Annotated in this window: 12 protein-coding genes; 1 reads left to right on the forward strand and 11 read right to left on the reverse strand. The window is 55.5% G+C overall.

From position 1 onward, the window contains the following. Positions 1–44 precede the first annotated feature (44 nt). The 11 genes from V4U84_RS24350 to V4U84_RS24400 all read right to left on the reverse strand — a co-directional run bounded on the left by V4U84_RS24350 (position 45) and on the right by V4U84_RS24400 (position 18,818). Positions 45–1,211, reverse strand: a complete 1,167-nt coding sequence (locus V4U84_RS24350; protein ID WP_334078163.1) for a GntR family transcriptional regulator — start codon at positions 1,209–1,211, stop codon at positions 45–47. Positions 1,212–1,325: 114 nt separating this feature from the next. Continuing rightward, a complete protein-coding gene (locus V4U84_RS24355) occupies positions 1,326–2,939 on the reverse strand; it encodes an extracellular solute-binding protein (RefSeq protein ID WP_334078164.1) in 1,614 nt (537 codons plus the stop codon). 57 nt (positions 2,940–2,996) lie between these two features. Next, positions 2,997–3,893: a carbohydrate ABC transporter permease gene (locus V4U84_RS24360; RefSeq protein ID WP_334075151.1), complete on the reverse strand. Its 897-nt coding sequence runs from the start codon at positions 3,891–3,893 to the stop codon at positions 2,997–2,999. A gap of 28 nt (positions 3,894–3,921) precedes the next feature. Next, a complete protein-coding gene (locus tag V4U84_RS24365) occupies positions 3,922–4,851 on the reverse strand; it encodes an ABC transporter permease (protein ID WP_334078165.1) in 930 nt (309 codons plus the stop codon). A gap of 288 nt (positions 4,852–5,139) precedes the next feature. Next, the gene (locus V4U84_RS24370) at positions 5,140–10,173 is read right to left on the reverse strand and encodes an S-layer homology domain-containing protein (protein ID WP_334078166.1); all 5,034 of its coding nucleotides are present in this window, start codon (positions 10,171–10,173) and stop codon (positions 5,140–5,142) included. 166 nt (positions 10,174–10,339) lie between these two features. Further along, positions 10,340–13,012, reverse strand: coding sequence for a winged helix-turn-helix domain-containing protein (locus V4U84_RS24375; RefSeq protein ID WP_334078167.1), 2,673 nt, complete (start codon positions 13,010–13,012; stop codon positions 10,340–10,342). A gap of 683 nt (positions 13,013–13,695) precedes the next feature. Further along, the gene (locus V4U84_RS24380) at positions 13,696–14,763 is read right to left on the reverse strand and encodes a Gfo/Idh/MocA family oxidoreductase (protein ID WP_334078168.1); all 1,068 of its coding nucleotides are present in this window, start codon (positions 14,761–14,763) and stop codon (positions 13,696–13,698) included. A gap of 37 nt (positions 14,764–14,800) precedes the next feature. Beyond that, on the reverse strand, positions 14,801–15,883 hold the full coding sequence (locus V4U84_RS24385; RefSeq protein WP_334078169.1) for a Gfo/Idh/MocA family protein: 1,083 nt from the start codon (positions 15,881–15,883) through the stop codon (positions 14,801–14,803). A 27-nt stretch (positions 15,884–15,910) separates the two neighbouring features. Beyond that, a complete protein-coding gene (locus V4U84_RS24390; RefSeq protein ID WP_334078170.1) occupies positions 15,911–16,804 on the reverse strand; it encodes a helix-turn-helix domain-containing protein in 894 nt (297 codons plus the stop codon). Positions 16,805–16,839: 35 nt separating this feature from the next. Next, positions 16,840–17,850: a Gfo/Idh/MocA family protein gene (locus V4U84_RS24395; protein ID WP_334078171.1), complete on the reverse strand. Its 1,011-nt coding sequence runs from the start codon at positions 17,848–17,850 to the stop codon at positions 16,840–16,842. A gap of 140 nt (positions 17,851–17,990) precedes the next feature. Further along, the gene (locus V4U84_RS24400) at positions 17,991–18,818 is read right to left on the reverse strand and encodes an AraC family transcriptional regulator (RefSeq protein ID WP_334078172.1); all 828 of its coding nucleotides are present in this window, start codon (positions 18,816–18,818) and stop codon (positions 17,991–17,993) included. A 184-nt stretch (positions 18,819–19,002) separates the two neighbouring features. On the opposite strand from V4U84_RS24400, the gene V4U84_RS24405 reads away from it, so the two are divergent. Beyond that, complete coding sequence (locus tag V4U84_RS24405) at positions 19,003–20,172, forward strand: Gfo/Idh/MocA family protein (protein WP_334078176.1); 1,170 nt, start codon at positions 19,003–19,005, stop codon at positions 20,170–20,172. Positions 20,173–20,622: the final 450 nt, after the last annotated feature.

Below are 20,622 nucleotides of genomic sequence, written 5' to 3' on the forward strand. Positions count from 1 at the left end.
CCACCTCTCCAACTTGCTTGAATATAACTCACGCTCCCGACATGCTACTCCGCCTCCGCAAGCTGCGGCGTATCCGGCGCATCCGCCCCTTCAGGCCGAGCCTCCGGGGCCGCCAATGCAGCCGACTCCCGGCGGACCAGCTTGACGGGCACCGTCATCTTGTCCCGGCAAGCAGTCCCTTGTTCCAGCCAAGCCACGACCATTTCGGCCGCCCTGCGGCCGATCTCGTAAAAGTTTTGCTCCACCGTCGTGAGCGGTACCGCCACATGTTCCGCCAGCGCATGGTTATCGTAGCCGATGATCGACAGGTCCTGCGGCACCCGAAGCCCCGCGTCCAGACAGCTGTTGAGCAGGCTGGCCGCAACCAGGTCGTTCTCCGTCTGCACGGCCGTGATCCCCTCGCTTATGTACAATTGCAGCAGTTCCTCAAAAAAGCGCTCCCGCTCCCGCCCCCGCTCCTCGATCATCATCCGCGCATCCAGTTGGACAAAGCGGCTGTCCACAGGAATTCCCCCGTCTTTCAGCGCCTGACAATAACCGAAATAGCGGTCAAGCACCGATGAAGTCAATTCAATGGACACGCTGGACAGAAATCCGATGCGGCGGTGGCCAAGCGCGATCAGATGGGAGACCGCCTGATAGGCGCCGTCAAAATTATCCGAGACCACGCTGCCGATCGAGAGGCTTTCAAAGCTCTTGTCGATTGTCACAAGCGGGTAATCCTCCAGAGCTAGCTTATGAAGGACATCGAAATGGCTGGGCGTCCGCGGATAATAGATGATCGCCGCAACCCCGCGGCGCGGCAGTTCCTCCAGAAGCTTCCGCTCCTTGCTGTTGTCATAATTGCTCTGATGCACGCTCAAGAAATAGCCATGCCGGTTCAACCAATCGGAGGCCCCGCGGATATACCCCATCGCCCCGCGATCGTCTTCCTCCGGCAGAATCAGCGACACCATCTTTCCGACCCGGTCTCCCTGCTGCTCGGCATGAAGCCGGCTTAGCGGCTTGACGAAGCTTCCGCTTCCCTGAATCCGGTAGATGTAACCCAGCTTCTCCAGCTCTTCCAGCGCCCGCCGGCTGGTCACGCGGCTGACCCCGAACCGTTCGGTAAGCTCGGCTTCCGTCGGCAACTGCTCATCCGGCCTGTATGCCCCCGAGGCGATTTTCGCCTTCATTTCCTCCACGATTTTACTGTACAGCGTTCCTCTCATCGTCCTTCTCCGTTCCTTTTCCCATGATTAACCTGCTATTGCTCATTTTAACATATTTTGCGTGCCGGGTTGGACCCCCGAAGGCTTCCTCCGGGAGCCGCCCAGTAAGCCCATCTACTTCACGGTTTTATAGCGCTCATACTGACTTTTCTTGATTTCCAGATATTTTTGCGCGCCCATCCGGTCCAGCGTACTGACATAGTTGTCCCAATCGGCTTCCAGATTGGCTTTGCCGGTGATGAACTTGACCCGCATTTCCGTAATGTACTTGTTGATATCGGTCAAAATCGCGCTCTGCTCCTTGCTCTCCTCCGGCGTCGGGACGAAGGACGGCCAGATTTCCTCCGGCAGGAACTTCTCCAGCTCCGCGGAGTTCGTTTTGAAATCCTCGTCCACGGTCTTGCCTTTGGCCGCGGAGCGAAAATCCGCCGGCGGTTCGACATAGGGATAATACCCGCCGTAGACATTATCCACGTACTGAAAGGCTCCCAGCTGCTGTCCGCCTTCGTATTTCCGGATCTCGTCGATGTATGCCGGCTTGCCGTCCACCATATTGTACGTTTCTCCCTCGATTCCGAAGAAGCCGAACATTGAGCCTTCTTCCCCGTAAAAATAATCCACCCATTGGATCGTCTTTTCCGGGTGCGGGTTCGCCTTCGTGATCGTGAAGGACGAAGTGCCTCTCGTCATCGGATCCATCCAGCTCACGACCTGATCGCCGCCCGGCCCCGCGAGTACATTGATGCCGACAAAGTTTTTGGGCCCGGCATTTCCGATATAAGCAGGATCGCCCCAGGAGAAGGCACCCACTTTGTCATTCGCCGCGTCGCTTACCCATTTGGCGTATTCGTACTCGGAGTAATTGAGCAGCGGCAGCGTTCCGTCCTCATACAGCTGTCTCAAGTATTGCAGCACCTCCTTGTACTTCGGGTCGTTGAAGATCAGCTTCATCGCCCCGTCCTTATCCTTGTAAACCCAGTTTTCCGCCGCTTTGAGCCCGCCGTTCCCCATGCCGAAGCTGCCGAACAGCTGGCGTTCGAACATGCTGTTGATCGTGCCGGATGGCATGATCCAGCCCATCTCGTCATCCGCGTCTCCGTTGCCGTTCGCATCCTGCTCCTTAAAAGCCAGCAGCACCTGCCTCAGTTCCTCGGTCGTTTTCGGCAGTTCGAGCCCGAGGCGGTCCAGCCAGGTTTTGTTAATATAGAGCCGAATGGACCGGTAAGGCAGCGCGCTGTCGATATAGGGCAGCGAATAAATATGCCCGTCCGGCATCGTCAGCGTTTTTTTCACTTCGGGATAATCCTGAAACAGCTTCTTCAGGTTGGGGGCGTGCTGTTCGATCAGGCCTTCCAACGGCACGAAAATCCCCTGCTCTCCATACCGGATGAGTTCATCATTGCTGAAACCGAGCTGGTAGAACGCGTCGGGAAGATTGTTGGAGCCGAGGATCACATTTTTGCGCTCCGTCACGCTGGCGCCCGGGATTTCCTCCCATTCGATGCGGACACCGGTTTTCTCCTCGTATTTCTTCCACATCCACAGTTCCTTTGAAGGTGGGCGGACATCGTTATAGCTGATCCGCGTAAATTTCAGCGTTACGGGCCCGTCAGTTTGGCCTTCTTCCCCCCTGTCGCCAGCCGTTTGTTCACCGCCGCTGCAGCCCGCCAAGCCGGCCGTAACAGCCAGCAGGAAGGCCAACAGCACCACGAGCTTTCTCTTCATCATTCATCCCCTCTTTCTCCAGTTCATTTCGTCGATGATATCAACCCCAGCTGTTTAAGTTCAGCCTTTAATGGCACCGACCAGAATCCCTTTTTCAAAAAATTTCGAAAGCAGCGGATACAACACCAGCAGCGGAAGCGAGGAAACCACGACCACCGCATACTTGATCCCTTCCTGTACCATCATCCGGTCCGCATACCCGTCGTCGATGGCGATCGCGGTCATTTGCTGAAAATCGTTCTGAATCAGAATTTCCCGCAGAATAAGCTGGAGCGGATACAGCTCACGGTCCGAAAGATAAATCATGGCGTCGAAGTAAGAATTCCAGTGACCAACCCCGTAGAACAGCAGCATCACGGCGAGGATCGGCGTCGACAACGGCAGGACGATCTTATACAGCAGCCGGTAGTCGCTGCAGCCGTCCACGTACGCGCTCTCTTCCAGCTCGACGGGAATTTGCGTCTGAAAAAAAGTCCGCATAATGATCAGGTTATAGGCGCTGATCGCCCCCGGCAGAACCAGGGCCCACATCGTGTTCACGATGCCGAGCGATTGATTGACCAGATAGCTCGGAATCAGGCCGCCGCTAAAAAACATCGTGAAGGTGAACAGAAACGTGAAGATATTTTTTCCGAAGAATCTCCGCCGCGACAGCGGATAGGCGCCCAGCACCGTCATGGTGACATTGATCAACGTACCCACCACAGTGTATAGCAAGGTATTACCGTAACTGCGCCAGATGTCCTGATTCTCAAAGATCTTCGCATAGCTTTCCAAATGAAAGCCCTGCGGCCAAAGCAGCAGCGGATTTTCATATATCAGGCGGGGGTCCGACACCGAAGCGAACAGCACGAATACCAGCGGGTAAAAAATCAGAAACGTTAGAAGCAGGACCAGCGCGAAATTGACCGCATCGAACACTTTTTCGCCCGCCGTCCTTTGGATACTGAGATTCATCTACACAACCCTCCCGATCTCACGCGATTTACCAGAGGCTCGTTTGCCCGGCCCGTTTGGCAATGGCATTGAACGAAATCAGCAGCATGAAATTGATGATGTTGTTAAAGAGGCCGACCGCGGCGGAAAAGCTGTACTGGGCGTTTAAAATCCCGCTCTTGTACATGTAAGTCGAAATGACCTCCGAGGTTTGCAAATTGAGGTCGGACTGCATAAGGAGCACCTTTTCAAAGCCGACATTCATGATGCCGCCGAGGCTAAGAATGGAAAGAATCACGATCGTCGGCATGATCCCCGGCAGGGTGACGTGCCAAATACGCTGAAACTTGTTGGCCCCGTCCATATACGCCGCTTCATATTGGTCCGGCGAAATGCCGGACATGGCGGCCGTGTAGAGAAGCGAGGACCAGCCGATACTTTGCCAAAGTCCCGACCAGACGAACAGATGCCAGAACGAACCCGGGTCGGCCAGGAAATCCCGGCTGGAACCGCCAAACCACAGGATTAGCGAGTTTATGACCCCTTGATTCGGAGAAATAAAGAAAAACAGGATGCCGACGGCGACAACGACGGAAATAAAGTGCGGAGCATAGGAGATCGTTTGAGCGACCGTCCGGAAGCCTTTCGATCGAAGTTCATTGAACATGAGAGCCAGAATAATCGGGGCCGGGATGCTGATGAGGAGTCCGTAGATGCTGATGCCCAGCGTGTTGCGCAGGATGTTCCAGAAATAATAGGCATTGAAAAAGCGTTCGAAATGCTCAAAGCCGACCCATGGACTCCCGTTGATGCCGAGTGCGGGCATAAAATCCTTGAAGGCGATTTGCACTCCGTACATCGGTAAATAGTGCCAAATGATAAAGTAGAGGACGGCGGGGGATATAATGACGTACAAGGCGATGTTGCGCCTGAATTGACCGCGGATGGCCGTTTGTCTCATTTTCCACGGATGAGGCATTCACATTCACTGCTCCTTTCCCAAGAGGTGATTAAGGCCGGCATGAATAGAATGAAGACCGGAAATGTAACCGCTATCAAAAGTAAACAGCCGCATCGTTTCCTTAAATTAGTTGATCAACTCCTTAATTAGTTTGGTAAAATTTACATTTTTGTTATGACATATATTATAATATATATACAATATGGTCAATGTGTTATTACAAATTCATTTTTTTCACTAAAAAAAGAAACGGCATTCGGAAGGAATTTCCTTGCCGAAGCCGCTTCAAGTTAACTGACCTGCACGTCAAGGATGGGGCTGTCTTAATGTCGGGTAGTCGACGCCCTCCTTGATTTCCCACACCTGGATAAAATCCCAGTTTGCAAAAGTCGCCTGTCGCTTCATTTCTTCCGTCGTTTTCGGCTCGCCGCCACCGCCGATCACACGGGTTGACTCGCTGTCATAGTAAGTTTCCGAAATCCATGCGGCGTTATTGCCGGAGATGCCGCCTGTTCGCGATGTTCCCTGAACCCATCCGGCCGCATAGCACTTTTGGATCGTACCGAAGGCCACGCCCGCGATTCCCCCAACATTGTTCGGAGCCGTCACAGCTGCCAAGGCGTAAGAATTGAGAATGTGGCTGCCCGTCTGAGCGTTGCCGGCAATTCCTCCCGCAACCCCCGAGGTTGCTGTGACGCTACCTTTTGCGGAGGCCTTCTCGATTCTCCTGTTGACTTCAAGAACACCGGTTATCCCGCCGACCCAGTAACTCCCGGATACTTCCGCATCGATGGCGATGTTTTTGGCACTACCATACATCACCCCGCTTAAGCCGCCAGCGGATTGGGCTGCAGAAACAATGACGCCCTGCACGGATACATTTTCAATATGACCGTAATACAAAATCCCTGCCAGACCCCCTACCTCCGGGGCGGACGACGTAATATCCACGCCGGTCAAATGAAGGTTGCGAATCTCCGCTCCTTGGAGGATACCGAACAAGCCCGCGGGAGCCTGATCCGTATTGCGAATCGTTAAACCATGGATCGTATGGCCGTCTCCATCCAGGCTGCCATATACCGGTTGGGCTCTGGTTCCAATAGGCCTCCACCCCGCATCGGCGGTATAAGGCGGCGCATCCAGATCAATGTCGGCGGTCATTTTAAAATGGGATCTTGTAAAATCCCGGACCATATCGAGCTGCTCCGCAGTGCTGATCAAAAACGGATCGCTCTTCGTGCCCTTTCCCCCATCGAAAGGATGCGGGCCAAGTTCGACATCCAAGGTGCGGTATCCCTCTACATGGAGGATTTTAACGACAAGAGAAACCTTGCCGGATTCATGGACGGCCAAGCTGACCTTCCGCTTCCCCTCCTCAAAGGGTTCGACTTGACTGGACAGAATCGGAGTGTAAGGATTGGAGCTCAAGAAGACCTCCACTTGGTGAGCCCCGTTTAAGGGCAACCCGGCAGCGTCCTTGGCCCCGGTAATCAGCAACTGAAACAGCTTGCCATGCGTCTTTGTTCCTTCCTCCAGCAGCTTGACCTGAAAGCAGTCCGAGGCAGGGGCTTCCTTCTGCCAGGACAGATACGGATACCCGCAGCCCTCCGTCATCGACCAGGTGCCGGGAAATTCCCAACCTGCGTAATTGGCTTGCTTCCGCATGTTCTCCGTATTCAGCGGGGTACCTTTTCCGGTGTCGGACCGGCCGGATACTCCGCTGTCGTAAAAGGAGGCCGTGTAGTCCGAATAGCCTAAGGAGAGACCGACGAGACCTCCGGTATTTTCCGTCGGGTCCGTCAGCAGTTTTACGGCAGCGTAAGAATTTCGGGTATAACCGTTTTCCTGCCGGCCGATAAGCCCGCCTACCCCATCCCGGGACAAAGGGGAGTCGACTTCTATGCGACCTTTAGCATAGGTGTCGGTGAGCGAACTTCCATAGGTTGCTCCAACCAGTCCGCCGACCCGTGTCCCCCGCTTCATGCGAATATCGACTTCGGCATAAGACCGGTCCAGCGTTCCCTTGTAATGGATACTTTCTCCGGCAAAAAATCCGAACAACCCGCCTACCCCGACATCATACGCTTCGTCATCGGTAGTTATGGTACCCACAGCGTAGGAGTCGGTAACGGTCCCGTATTCCATACCCCCGGACAGGCCTCCGATATACCCTACGATCGTCAGTCTGACGTCCGAGGATGCCTGAATCGCCGTTAACTGCACCCTTGCTGAAGAACGGGCAATCACGGTTTCATAAGCATAACCGCTTAGTCCTCCAAAAGATGAGGTCCCGCGGATCGTCCCCTCCACACTGCTGTCGGTGATGCTGCTTTCCCTGACCTGACCGACCAAACCGCCGGCATAAAAAGTACCGTCCAGGTCCAAGTCTTTTAAATGAATATCCTTCAACTCGGCGTTCCGGGCATGACCGAACAATCCAAGCCAGCCGCGCTGTGACTTGACTGTTAAATGACGTATGGCAAACCCGCCCCCGTCGTAGGATCCTGTAAACGAGTCATACGTCAGCGTTCCGTCCAATAGCCCCTTTCCGATCGGAGCCCATCCTTCCCCTGCGGAGTAGACCGATAAGTCGATATCGCTGGTCTGCCGAAATGAAGCCTCCGGATAATAACGGACTTCATCCAGCAGTTGTGCCGAATCGACCAGGTAGGGATCGGCATCGGTCCCCCTTCCCTGGAATGGAGCTTGGATGGTAATCGGGTATGTCTCATAGGCCGGTAATCCTTCCGCCGTAATGTTAAGAATGAACCGCCCGGTTCCCCGTCCGTATAAATCGCTGAAGACCGCCTGTCCATGGACGGAAAGGACTTCTTGGCTTCCAATCAAATCGGGGCCGTCCTCTCCGGTGTTTTTGACGGACACCCGCACTTTCTTGTTTGTATTCGAAGCTATGTTGTCATAGGGATCCAGCAAATCGACCACGAGGTTCAAAAACATGCGGCCCGATTTCGCCGTTCCGCTCGCCTGCATTTTACTGACGACAACCCGGGACGCTTGTTCCGGAGTTGGTCTAAGCATCAGACTTGCCTCAGGAACTTTCACATCTTCAACTTTGACAGTAATCGTATGAGGGTCGGTTTTAAACAATACGAGATTGGTGTTTGAAACGCCGTCCACAAAAATAATCTCGGTTTCGTGGATCCGTTGCGTCATCTGCTCCTTATTCCAGACACCGTAGCCGTACACAGAACCGATTGTAGGTCCGCTTAGGCTCAATAACACTTTCTTTTTTCCATTAAAACCGGTGTCCACACTTCCATCCGACCGTTTAACGGTCAGCACCAGAGCGTTGTCCGACCCGACCAGTGGATCGACACTGCTTATCGAAGCTATTACCGTCGCCGCGTCCAGAACGGTATCAGACAACGCTACATGTACCGGAATGTTTACGGCTATCCCTTCATACTCGGCTTCAATCCGCGCCACGCCTTCTCCGGCGGCCTCGATCAGACCGCTGTCGCTGACGGCGGCCACATGCGGATCCAGCGAGCGCCATTTTGCCTTGCCGGCGATGTCTTCAACCGTCCCATCGCTCCATTTGGCCGACAGTTCCAACTGTATGCGCTCCCCAAGCGATGTGAGCCGAACGGATTCCGGTCTGTACACCAACTCCGTTACGGTCGATGCAGGCGTCCGGTAGACCACGTCCACGGGAATCCGGACAGAACGGCCCCTATACGCCGCCGAAATGAACGTGTAACCTTCCCCTGCCTCCGTAACGAGTCCGCTCTCGCTCACGGCGGCAATCGCGGGATCATCCGACGACCACTCCGCCGCCAGAGTCGCATCCGTTGACCGGCCGTCGCTCCACTTCGCCTCCAGCTTCAACTGGAGACGGTCTCCGGGGGCCGACAGCACGACCTGCCGAGGCTCGTAGACCAGCGCGGTGACGCTTGCCTCCGGTTTTTCTCCGCCTCCTGAAGTTCCTCCGCCGGAAGAATCGGAATAAGTGGATGTGGGTTTTCCCGCATGGGTTCCGCATAGAGCATGGCTTATTCCGGACGGGCAGCTTACCCTATCCGGGTTCCGCTCAAAGCGGACGCCGGAGGTGCGAATTTCTGCATGAGCGATCACACCTTGACCGCGAAATACAGCCGGACCCGCGATGATCGCATCTTCGACCCGCGTCCCTTCGGCAAGCCAGATACCCCGGTTTCGCGAGCCTTCCGGAAGGTCCAGTCGGCCGATGCTGCCCCGCTCCAGCTCTATTCGGCCTTCTCCGGATCGCACGGTGAGCGCTTCGAAATCACCACGCAGCCGGATCAGGCTGTCCGCCTTCATTTCCTCCGCGGTCCCAACCCGCTTGAATCCGGAGCCTTCTCTAAGATCCTCCTCCTCCAAAACGGCGGAGTCATGAAGCAATGTCTCCTCTACGACGGTGCTTCCCTTTGCCGCAAGGCGTACCGGAGTCCCCGCTTTCTTATGGACGTCCAGTTCGCGGATCTCCGTATCCTGGAGGCCGATCGAGTTTTCCCCACCGCCCTGCACGCTAAGCTTGCCCTTCACCACCACGCCCCGAAGCAGGACATCTCCGTCGCCTACGTCCTCCGTCAACGTCAAATCGCCGGAGACCGTTACATTCCGCAAGGTTATTCCGTCCGCGGCCACGGTCACGTTGCCTTCGATGACGCGCCGGCCTACCTCGGGCCCGTAGGTTCCGCTTCTTGTATAGCGAACCTCGTCCTCGTCGTTCGCCTTCCCTTCGGCTTGCATAAAGCGGCCCAGAATCACAACGGCCTCCGCACGGGTAAGCGGTCGCTCGGCTTTAAAGCTGCCGTCCGGATAACCCTGCATCCAGCCCGCCGCCGCGGTCGCCCCAACCGCTTCCCGGCTCCAGCCCGGAAGCGGATCCGTGAAGGACGGGATCATCCCCGCTTCATCTTCGTCATAGCGCACCAGTCGCGTCAGCATGACGGCCATTTCCTGGCGGCTTACCGCCCGGTCCGCCCCTATCGTGCCGTCGGCATAGCCATGCATGTATCCTGCGGCAACCGCTGCCGTAAGGGGACCCCAATCCCATCGGCCTTTAACTATGTCGGGAAACGCCGCGGTTTCCGCTTCTTGCCCTTCGGGAATGCCCAGCGCCCGGTTAATCAGCGCCGCGGCTTCCGCTCTTGTAAGGCTCCGGTCCGGCCGAAACGTTTGATCGAGGTACCCTTTGACCCGGCCGCCGGATACCCACTCCTGAATTTCCTTCCGGGCCCAATGCTTTTCCGTATCGGAAAAGGCCAGCGCCGTTCCTCCGGGACCAGGATTCAGACTGAACAAAAGGAATACGGCGAATCCCGTCAAAATCATGCTCACAAGCAGGCGCTTCATACAATCTCTCCTTTTAAAATCGATCTCCTCCTCTTTTTGTCGAGTTTATAGTAAAGTTTAATAGTTTTAATCCACAAAAAAACCCCCTAAAAATATAGACAACACTCCGCTTTTCAATGCTTCATTTCAGGAGTTTGTCTATATTTTCGGGAGTAATCGCTCACCTTTATGGCTCCGCATCTACATCGAGCCACCCTGCCCGGTATGCTTTTAGAACCGCATCCTTCCGTTTGTTTACCTCCAGCTTGGAAAATATCCTTTGAATATACGTATGCACCGTCCCGGTACTTACCCCCAAGGAAATGGCGATCTCCTTGCTGGTCCATCTTTTCGAGGCGCCCAGTAAAACCCGCCGCTCCATCTCGCTCAGCGGATTGCGGCCGGCCGCTTTCTCCCCGTGCCGCCTTGCATCCTGCGCTTCAAACGCAAACAGGATTTGATCGATATACCGGACGGAAACTTGCCTCTCCTCCATTTTGTAAGTCTGCCTCGACTCACGATAACGATAGGCGATATTTCGCAGCGGCTCCCCCTCATCCAAATAGGTCCGAAGATGTCCGTCTCCCGCCGAAAGATGAACCGCTTTAGCGAAGGTTCTCGCGGCCAGACTGCTTTTGCCCTGTTGATCGTACATCAGAGCCAGAAGAACGCACGCCTCCAACTGCTCCATCAACAGCCCGCGCGCCGCGGCGTATTTCTGGATGCTTTTCAGCAAAATTCGCGCCTCCTCTCCCCGATCCGCAAGGATCAGCGCCCGTGCCCGCACCAGCGAGCGCAGCAATTCATTACTGCCGCTCCCTTCCGCAAGGGGGTCGGGATAGGTCGCCAGATAATACGGACCGGCCTTCGGGTCCCCCTCGGCGGACATCAAGTGGAGCTTGGTTTCGCAAGCCTTTAACACACAAGCCCATTCCTGCGCTTCTTGACCATGGAGGCGCGACCGAACTTCCCGCAGATGCCGCTGCGCCCGCTCCCACTGATTTCTAGCCGAGGCGAGCCGGCTTTGTAAAATCGCCGCGGGAACAAACAAGGCGGCCTTCCCCAGTTCCTCCCCAATCGAGCGGGCCAGCGAAGCATAGACTTCCGATTCCCGCAGCTGATTGCGCTCGTACAGCAGCTCTGCGTAACCGATCGCATAATAGGCGGTATTGTAGGAACGAATTTTTCCCCACCGCTTCATAATCGGTTCGAAACAGCGCTCCGCCTGCAGCAAGCGGCCCTCGACCCCCGGAAAACTTCTTAAACGGGAGAAATGACGTTCGTGATAATCAATATAGGAAAAAATGTTATCCTCCTGCGGAAAGCCTTGATCCAGATAGTCGTTCAGTTGGTGGACAAGACCTTGCAGATCCCGTTTAAAAATACATACATAGGCGCGCATGACCTTGATAACCCGCATGGAGTAAGCCTTTTGCGCGTCGTTCAGCCCGCCTTGGCCCGACGTGACTCTCCACTCGATCGAATCCAGCTGTTCCCATGTCCGTTCGGGATCCTGTTCACCGGCCGCAAAGAAGAGTGACGACAAATACAGCTTGGGCCGTTTTTGAATCGTTTCCTCGGGAATTTTGGCAAAAAAGCGCCGGAGCGTCCAAGCTTCCCGAAGAATAAACTGATTGAACAACACCTCGAGCAGCCGGCCCGCCTCGTCATAGTGTCTGCCTCGAATATAGTGTTCCATCGCTTCCATCGGGAATCCGTTTTTCTCCAGCCAATCTCCCGTTCGCCGCTGAAGGGAATGCCACAGCTTCGGGTCCTGTTCCTGCAGCAGGTCGCGCAGCTTGCGGGCGATTAGCGGATGATATCTGTACCATACCTCCGAACCGTCGCGGATTCGTTGGAAGAACAATCTTTCTTTTTCCAGCTCGTCCAGTACCTTCCCCGGCTCCGAACTTTCGGTCAGCTCCCCGCTCAGGGACCCGTTGATGCGCTCCGGTACGGCCGTACGCAGAAGGAAAGAAATCGATTCCTGCGTCAGTCTGGACAGGAGCTGTTCCAGAACGCGTCCGCATACCGTGGTCTGCCGCTCCCAGGACCCGGTTCCGCAGGCGTTTCGGGCCGCCTTCCCTTCATTTCCATCCAAGCTTGGAGCCGCTCCCAGCATGCGCAGGCCAAGCGCCCAGCCCTCTGTCTGCTCCTGGAGCATAAGTGCCCGCTCCCCGGAATAGCGCGGAGGGTGAAGTTTTTGACAGAAACGTTTCGTCTCCCCCAACGTGAACGCCAAGTCCGGCCAGCCTATGCGGTAGACCAAATTCTTGGACAGGTTGAGGGGCAGTTCGTCATGGGTAATCATGATGATGTGCAGTGGCTCGGGCAAGCTTCGAATCCAGCCGGCCACCATATCGTGGATTTCTGCGATTTCAATGGAATGATACCCGTCCAGGACCAATATCATGGGCACCTTCTGCCTGGCGCACGCCGAGTTTAACTCCGCCAAAGCGCGGGAAGGCTGCCGCATAAACTGTTCGATATACCGGCTTGTCAATCCGTCATCAAAACCCGGTATCGCCCGGTCGAGAGCCGCAATGAGCTGCAGCCAAAAACGGAGCAGATGGTTATCCGCCTCTTCAAGCGCGATATAAGCGAGGCGGATCGCGGACTCCTCCTTCCATCCGCTGACCAGCGCCGTTTTGCCCGATCCGGGAGGCCCTTCGATGACCGTCAGGCGGCGATGAAGCGCGCCCTGCAGCTTCTTGTCCAAACGGGGACGCTTCACGTAGCCTTCGGGCACAGCCGGAATCTCAAATTTCGAGGGCACGATCATAAAATCGAGCCAATGGCGCCTAACGCTTGTCCCTCCTTCCCCCGAATCTCCCGATTCAACGACCGGATGGTCTATCACTCGGATCACTTCCCCTCAAACTCATTGCCCCCAGTCTATCTCAATCACGTCATCCCGTAAATCCGCTCCCCACGAAAAGAAACCCCGCATTTTATTTTTAATTATATGGTTGAACTAAAGAATTGGCGTTGGGCAAGGATAGGATAGGGTTCGGATACACGTTGCCAACATCCACAATTGTAGATATAAGATCCCACCGTCGGAGTCTAGACCATTAACGGGAAAATTTCCTGTTAATGTACCGCTCTTGGTTCTTCGATCGGATTTAGCAGGAAAAGCTCCATCTATTTTGCGGCCCTATTGCTGATATACACTATTTCAGGCGAATTAGCGGGAGGTTTTCCAGCTAATTCGCCTCTGCAGCCGCTTACGCACCAAATTAACGGGAAGAATTCCCTCTAATTCGAACCAAACCCTTAGTTGCAGGTCAAGGGTGTGATAAGAACCCTTTACACCGCTGCCTAATATGCAAATCAATAGTTCAACCTATATAGTTGGTAATACTGCACTATCGTGTTCATTGGATCGCCGTTAAATATTTGCCCGCGGCCAGCTTCCCTTTGAAGCCGTGCGGGTGGATAACGGCCTTTTTGACCGCTCCCCCCCGTTCGCCACGACGCTTCTTAAGATGACGAATAAAACAGTCACCACCACCGGCTAAGCCGATGGTGGTGACTGTTTTATCAATACAGATCGAAATCCTTCACCGTTTCGCCGGTGCGTCCGGAGCGGAAAACCGCCTCGATCAGGTTCAATACCCGCAGTACCTGATCGTTCTTGACCAGCGGCTCGGCCGTTCCTTCGAGCACCGAAACATAGTTGTCGTAAAAGCTGCTCGGCTGGCGGAAAGGCTCCGGCAGTACGCCCGTCAGCGTGGCTGATTCCGAAGGCGGCGCCATCGTCTTGGTCAAGCCCACGCCCGCCTGGATCGGTTTGGGCTCAACATGCTCCGCCTCGCGGTTCCGGGTGACGGTCCGGCCGGTCATAGACCAGTCCTCGATCACGCCGGTGCCTTCCGTTCCTTTTACGTACCAGCGGGGCAGGGGAATGAAATTCGTCGTTCCGACTTCGACCAGCGCGGACAGACCGTTCTCGAACTGCAGCACCGCTTCAAACCCGTCATCGACTTCGTCGCCCAGAATAAAGCTGAGGCGGCCGGTCACGCTGGTAATTTTGCTGTCCACCATAAAGACCAACTGATCCAGCAAATGCACGCCCCAATCCAGCAGCATCCCGCCGCCGTAGGCTTCGAGATGCCGCCAGTCCCCCGGAATCCCGTTCGCTCCGTGGACTCTCGATTCGATACGGAACAGGTCGCCTACCGTTTTTTGCTCATACATCTGCTTGATGATGAGGAAATCCTCGTCCCAACGTCGGTTCTGGTGCACCATCAAAACGCGGTCCGCCCGCTCGGCCGCCGCCGTCATTTCCTTGAAATCCTCCACGGACATCGTCACCGGCTTTTCGCAAATGACATGCTTGCCCGCGGCAAAGGCCCGCACGGCCAGCTCTTTATGCACATCGTTCGGTGTCGCGATCAGTATCGTTTCCACCGCGGGATCATTCAAAACGGCATCATAGCTCGAATACGCCGGATACCCGTCCTTTTCCGAGGCCGCTGCGCGCTGACCGTCGATATCATAAGTCCCGGCCACCTTCAGCCGTCCGTTGTCCTTGATTAATTTGGCATGGTAGCTCCCCATGCCTCCGTAGCCCACGATGACGACGGAATGTTTGGCATGCTCATTCATACAATTTCTCCTCCATGTTCCCCGCTGCTGTCGGGAATCAGTTCATATAGACGGCCTTCCCGGTCCGCGCCGATTCATAGATGGCCTCCAGGATTTCCGAGACGACACAAGCCTGTTCCGGCGTGACCACGGGCTCCAGATCCTTGTCGACGGCTTCGATCCAGCTTCTCATTTCCGTATCCGCCGCATTTTCGGCCTTCCCGTCATAAAAAGCGACGCCGCCCGCACCGAGGTCAATCTCTTTGGTGTACAATCGTCCGAACTCCTCACCGTTGATGCGCAGCCCGTTCTTCATATCCGCTCCGGCTTCCGTACCGCTTAAGCTGCACTTCGATTCGTCCACTTCCAGCGAATTGAGGGCCCAACTGGATTCTAGCACAATCGTAGCGCCATTTTCCATGACAATCATTCCAAACGCGGAATCTTCCACCGTGAATTTTTTCGGATCCCAAGGTCCCCAGGCATTGGCCGCATTTTCCCGCTGGGACAATTCATGGTATTTCGTGCCCAGCACAACTTTGGGTTTGTAGTTATCCATCATCCAAAGCGTCAAATCCAGGGCATGGGTGCCGATGTCGATCAACGGACCGCCCCCCTGTTTCTCTTCATCCAAAAATACGCCCCAGGTCGGCACCGCTCTTCTCCGGATCGCGTGCGCTTTGGCATAATAAATCTGCCCGAGCTTCCCGGCCTCGCACAGCTTTTTCAAATACAGACTGTCCGGCCGGAATCGGTTGTTGTATCCGATCGTCAGCTTCTTTCCGGTCCGCTTGGCCGCTTCGACCATCTTTCTGGCATCCGCCGCCGACTTGGCCATCGGCTTCTCGCACATGACATGATTGCCGGCCTCAAGCGCGGCGATGGAAATCTCGGCATGGGAATCGTTCGGCGTCAGCACGTGCACGATATCCAGTTGCTCCTCCTTGAGCATTTCCCGGTAATCGGAATATACCTTGGCCCCCTCGCTGCCGTATTTGGCGGCGGCTTCCTCCGCACGCTCCGGAACGATATCGCAGAAAGCCGTCAATTCGACATTCGTCAGCTTGCTCAAGCTGGGCAGATGCTTCCCGTTCGCGATTCCCCCGCATCCAATAATCCCTACGCGATACACTTTGCTCATCTTTTTCTCCTCCTCATAAAATCGAACTCATTTGGCCTGTTTGGTCTTACGGTAAGCCGAGGGCGTTACGCCCATCCGCTTGCGGAACACCGAATGCAGGTACGTCGCGTTCGTGAACCCCTCCGACTGGGCGATCCGCTCAATGGATAGCGCACTTTCCTCCAGCCGCCGGCAGACCGACTTAAGGCGGATATCCTCCAGCACCTTGCTGAAGGGCTTCCCGGGATCCATTTGCCGGAAAATCCGCTGCAGCTGCCGCGGGCTGATGTTCAGCTTCTCGGCGACATTCTCCAGCGTCAGACTTGCGGAAGAATTCGCCTCCATATACTGGACCGCATATTCGTACCGGTAGGCGATCATATTGCGGATCGGGGCCTCCGTGCCGATTTCTCCCGAGTCATAAGCCCTTACCGCTTTCAGCAATATACTGATCACCAGCTGTTTAATGGAGGTATAATACCCCCGTTGTTTTCCCTCGCACACTTCATACGCTTCCAAAAAACAGTTCATCGCCCCATGACGGTCCAACTCCGGCTTCAGCGGCAGCTCCCGGAGCTTCTCCATGCACTCCTCCGCCTCCGCCGCTTCCCAAGGGTCGGTATCCGTTCGCTCCCGGGGCGCAATATCGACGTGGAGGCACAATTCGTACATCGCCTCCTCCGGCGAGGCCGCCTGAAAATGCATGACGCCCGGGCCCGTCAGATAAAACATCCCTTCCGATAACGGGAACGACTCATCCTCAAGGATCACCGTGCCTTTCCCCCGGGGAATGAAATGAAATTCAAATTCGGCGTGGTTATGAAAATCAATGACCCTTCCGGGTTCAAACGAGGTCAGATGGAAACGCAGCACTTTGATCTCGTAATGGCCCCAGACGATGGTAATGTCGAGCCGCTCCAGGAGGTCCTGTTTCTCAAACATGACCTCATACGGAAAGGGGTTTAGCTTCCCGACGCTCATATTTTCGGGGCTGCCGCTTCCGGACGGATCACGCGGCCTTCCCTGGCCGAGCGGTTGGCCGCTTCCATCAACCGGGTCAGCTCCACCGCCATTTGCAGGTTGCCGCGGGCGACCGTGCCGCTTTGGATATGCCCGACCCATTGCTCGAATGCGCTTTCACGCCGACTTCGCGGCGACACTTCGATCCAGGCTTTGCCCTCGTTTTCCGCTTTATTCGATTTAAGCAGCAGTTTGTCTTCCGGTGTTCCGTACAACACGGTTCCTTCCGTACCGTGGACCTCGACCGTAAACGGGGAATGGCTGTTCACGAAACCCGCTTCCACCACGCCGATGGCGCCCGATTCAGTAAACAGCGTCACGACGGCGTTGTCCTCGACCTCTTTTCCCGTGATATAGCCGTAGTTCGCGCTTACTCCCGTCACCTCCCGGCCCAGGAGCAACCGGGTCAGATACATCGGATGGCAGCCGAGATCGATCATCGCACCGCCACCGCACTGCTCCAGACTATAAAAATGCGCTGGAAGCCAACCGGCCAACGCTCCATTATGGGAAAGCCGGACCCGTACATAAGTAATCTCGCCAAGCAGGCCGCGCTCCAGAATATCTTCCAAAGCGAGCGTATAACCTTCATTCAATCGGGGGAGGGAAACCGTGAACTTTACTCCGCTTCGCTCCACTTCCTCCATAATTTCACGGACCTCCTGCAGCGAGGGGGCGATGACTTTTTCCGTAAAAATATGCTTCCCCGCCCTTGCGGCAGCGACAATCACTTCCTTGTGACGGTTCGTTGGCGCGTCGACGATGACGGCGTCCAGATCTTCCTCGGTCAGCATCGCCTCAAGCGATTCGTAGTAAGGAACGCCCAGCTTGGCGGCGGCCTCCTTCCCCCGGACCGGATCCTCATCCCATACGGCCGCAATCACCGTATCCGGGTGCTCCTCCGCCTGCCGCGTATAATCCCAGGCGTGAACATGCCAGAAACTCGCCTTGCCGATTCGAATACTCAATTCGGTTACCTCCCATGCATATATGATATCCTGACATCTATTCATTAAGGTAACACACCAGTTTGGATTTTTTTAGTAGGAGTATGCGACAAAAATATATAAAATCACGACATGTCCCTTGGAAACTCAGGCTGTTGAAGTCAACGGGTCCACGCCCGGTAGGCCGTGGGTGAAATCCCGGTATGCCCTTTAAACTGACGGGAAAAATACGCCAGCTGCATGCCGAGCTGTTCGGCGATATTCGCGATACTGTCATCGGTGTAGGTCAGCAGCCGCTTCGCTTCGTCCATGCGCTTGCGCTGAACGTAGTGGATCGGCGTGCTTCCCATAATTTTTTTGAAATACGGAATAAAATAATTCGGATGCAGATGCACAATTTCGGCCAAGGTTTCGATTTCAATCGTTTCGTGCAGATGGTCGTGGATAAATTTAAGCACCCCTCCCAGCTTGCTCCGCTCCGTAAACTGAAGATAGTCCTTCAAATGATCGCCGTAACCTCCTTCCTCCAGACAGGCGGCCAGCAATTGAAGCAGCCCGGCCTGCATCCGCAGCGCCGAGAAGGGACCACCCGACTGGAACTGGCCGACCAATTCGTCGAAAGCGGCGCGAACCGCTACCGGCTCCTTGACATCGCTGATATAAAGCGGACTTCCCGCATGAAAAAGCGGCCACTCCCCCACATGCGCATCAAAATGGCAAAAATAGCGGGTATACGGATTTTCCGGCGAAGTGAACGTCACCTGACTCGCCCCGGCCGGCATAATCATCAGCTGATTGGGCCGGGGATAATATGTAATCCCGTTGAGCACGACCGATCCTTCCCCAGCGGCTATAAAATACAGACGGTTAAAACTCGGGGACTGCTCCGACCGGTTCCATCCGGGGAAGCCGCTCCTCAATTGAACATGCGTCACCGTCACGGCCAGCCCCTCAAGCAAGCGCCCGACAAATGGATCCCCTGCCTGCATGCGATACTCTCCTCCTTTTTGCGCAACGAACTTTTCTCTCTATAAGTTCCTATATTATCACTTTCATTTTCCGAATACACCTTAATTTTGTGCAAAAGTAACTTAACCTTTGCGATTCTATTCTACCGTGCTTCCAGCTAAGCTAAAAGCATCCTCGCTAAGATGGAAAGGCAGGTATTCTCCAATGGATCAAGTACGATTTGGTATCATCGGCATCGGAAATATGGGGACCTCCCATGCCAAACAGCTTCTGCATGACATCCGCGGCGCCCGGCTTACGGCCGTTTGCGACAGCAACCCGGAACGGCTCCGGTGGGCGAAAGAGAACCTGCCCGAATCGATGCTGACCTTTCCGGACGCGGACGCGTTCTTCGCCTCCCGCGCCATGGATGCCGTGCTCGTTGCCACACCGCATTACGATCATCCGGACTTGGCGGTGCGCGCTTTTGAAAACGATTACCATGTGCTGGTCGAAAAGCCGGCCGGAGTTTACACCAAGGCGGTCCGCGACATGAACCTCGCCGCCGCCAAGTCCGGCCAAAAATTCGGCATCATGTACAACCAGCGCACCAACCCCCTCTACGCCAAGCTGCGCGATTTGGTAAGCTCCGGAGAGCTGGGGGAGATCCGGCGGACGAACTGGATCATCACCAATTGGTACCGCGCGCAGAGCTACTACGATTCCGGCGGCTGGCGGGCCACCTGGGCCGGTGAAGGCGGCGGCGTGCTGCTGAACCAGGACCCGCACCAGCTCGACCTGTGGCAGTGGACGACAGGCATGATGCCGAAAAGGGTACGCGCCTTTTGCCATTTCGGCAAATACCGGAACATCGAAGTCGAAGATGATGTCACGGCCTATGTAGAGTATGACAACGGCGCGACCGGCCTGTTCGTTACGACGATCGGCGAGGCCCCGGGCACCAATCGCTTCGAGCTCTCGGGCGACAACGGCAAAATCGTCGCGGAAGACGGCAAGCTGACCTTCTGGCGCCTCCGGGTGCCGGAGCCGAAATTCAACGCCGAGTACACCGGCGGATTCGGCCAGCCGGAATGCTGGAAATGCGACATCCCGGTCGGCGAGGGCATAGGTCAGCAGCATCGGGGCATTCTGCAAAACTTCACCGACGCCGTGTTGCGCGGCGAGCCGCTGCTCGCCCCCGGGGAGGAGGGCATTCTCGGCCTCACCCTCTCCAACGCCATGCACCTGTCCGCCTGGACCTCGGACTGGGTGGAATTACCTCTGAACGAGGACTTATTCTATGCCAAGCTGCAGGAAAAAATCAAGTCCTCAGCCTACCGCAAAACCATCGGTCCCGCCGGCGGCAAGCTGCTGGACGTCTCGGGCACGCACTAGCGGCCCAACAGACATGGTAGTATGCCAGCGGCCTTGCTACCGTGCGGGAGGCGAGCGGGGCGGTGCAGGGCGAGCAAGCGGGGCGGGCGGGAAGCTAGCGGTGCATTGCAGGGCAAGCAAGCGGGGCGAGCTCTCCATAGTTGCTCTTGAGGACGTAATAGCCGTTATTTCGCGAAAAAGCGCTTTTGGGAAATCTAACGGAAGCCATAGCGCCCTATTTGTGACTCATTACCGCCCGCATGATCACCTTTAGCCAAAATAGCCGCTACTCTGTCACTGAAGTTGCATCAAACCTGACAGGATGCCGCTTATTTTGAAACTTGTCGCCTCGGTGTGGCGAGTTGGATCCGGCGCGAAGACGAAAATTACGCTAACGGTTGCCACAGCCGTTATTTGCCCTGAAAACGCCGACTTCCCATTCTAACGGTCGCCACGGCGCTTATTTTCGGA

It is taken from the genome of Paenibacillus sanfengchensis (assembly GCF_036864765.1).
Lineage (GTDB): Bacteria > Bacillota > Bacilli > Paenibacillales > Paenibacillaceae > Fontibacillus > Fontibacillus sanfengchensis.

Bases quoted from the DNA above. Each gene is read 5' to 3' on its own strand.
- V4U84_RS24355 (WP_334078164.1), bottom strand. From the start codon at position 2,939: ATGATGAAGAGAAAGCTCGTGGTGCTGTTGGCCTTCCTGCTGGCTGTT.
- V4U84_RS24360 (WP_334075151.1), bottom strand. From the start codon at position 3,893: ATGAATCTCAGTATCCAAAGGACGGCGGGCGAAAAAGTGTTCGATGCG.
- V4U84_RS24370 (WP_334078166.1), bottom strand. From the start codon at position 10,173: ATGAAGCGCCTGCTTGTGAGCATGATTTTGACGGGATTCGCCGTATTC.
- V4U84_RS24385 (WP_334078169.1), bottom strand. From the start codon at position 15,883: ATGAGCAAAGTGTATCGCGTAGGGATTATTGGATGCGGGGGAATCGCG.
- V4U84_RS24405 (WP_334078176.1), top strand. From the start codon at position 19,003: ATGGATCAAGTACGATTTGGTATCATCGGCATCGGAAATATGGGGACC.
- V4U84_RS24365 (WP_334078165.1), bottom strand. From the start codon at position 4,851: ATGCCTCATCCGTGGAAAATGAGACAAACGGCCATCCGCGGTCAATTC.
- V4U84_RS24380 (WP_334078168.1), bottom strand. From the start codon at position 14,763: ATGAATGAGCATGCCAAACATTCCGTCGTCATCGTGGGCTACGGAGGC.
- V4U84_RS24390 (WP_334078170.1), bottom strand. From the start codon at position 16,804: ATGTTTGAGAAACAGGACCTCCTGGAGCGGCTCGACATTACCATCGTC.
- V4U84_RS24400 (WP_334078172.1), bottom strand. From the start codon at position 18,818: ATGCAGGCAGGGGATCCATTTGTCGGGCGCTTGCTTGAGGGGCTGGCC.
- V4U84_RS24350 (WP_334078163.1), bottom strand. From the start codon at position 1,211: ATGAGAGGAACGCTGTACAGTAAAATCGTGGAGGAAATGAAGGCGAAA.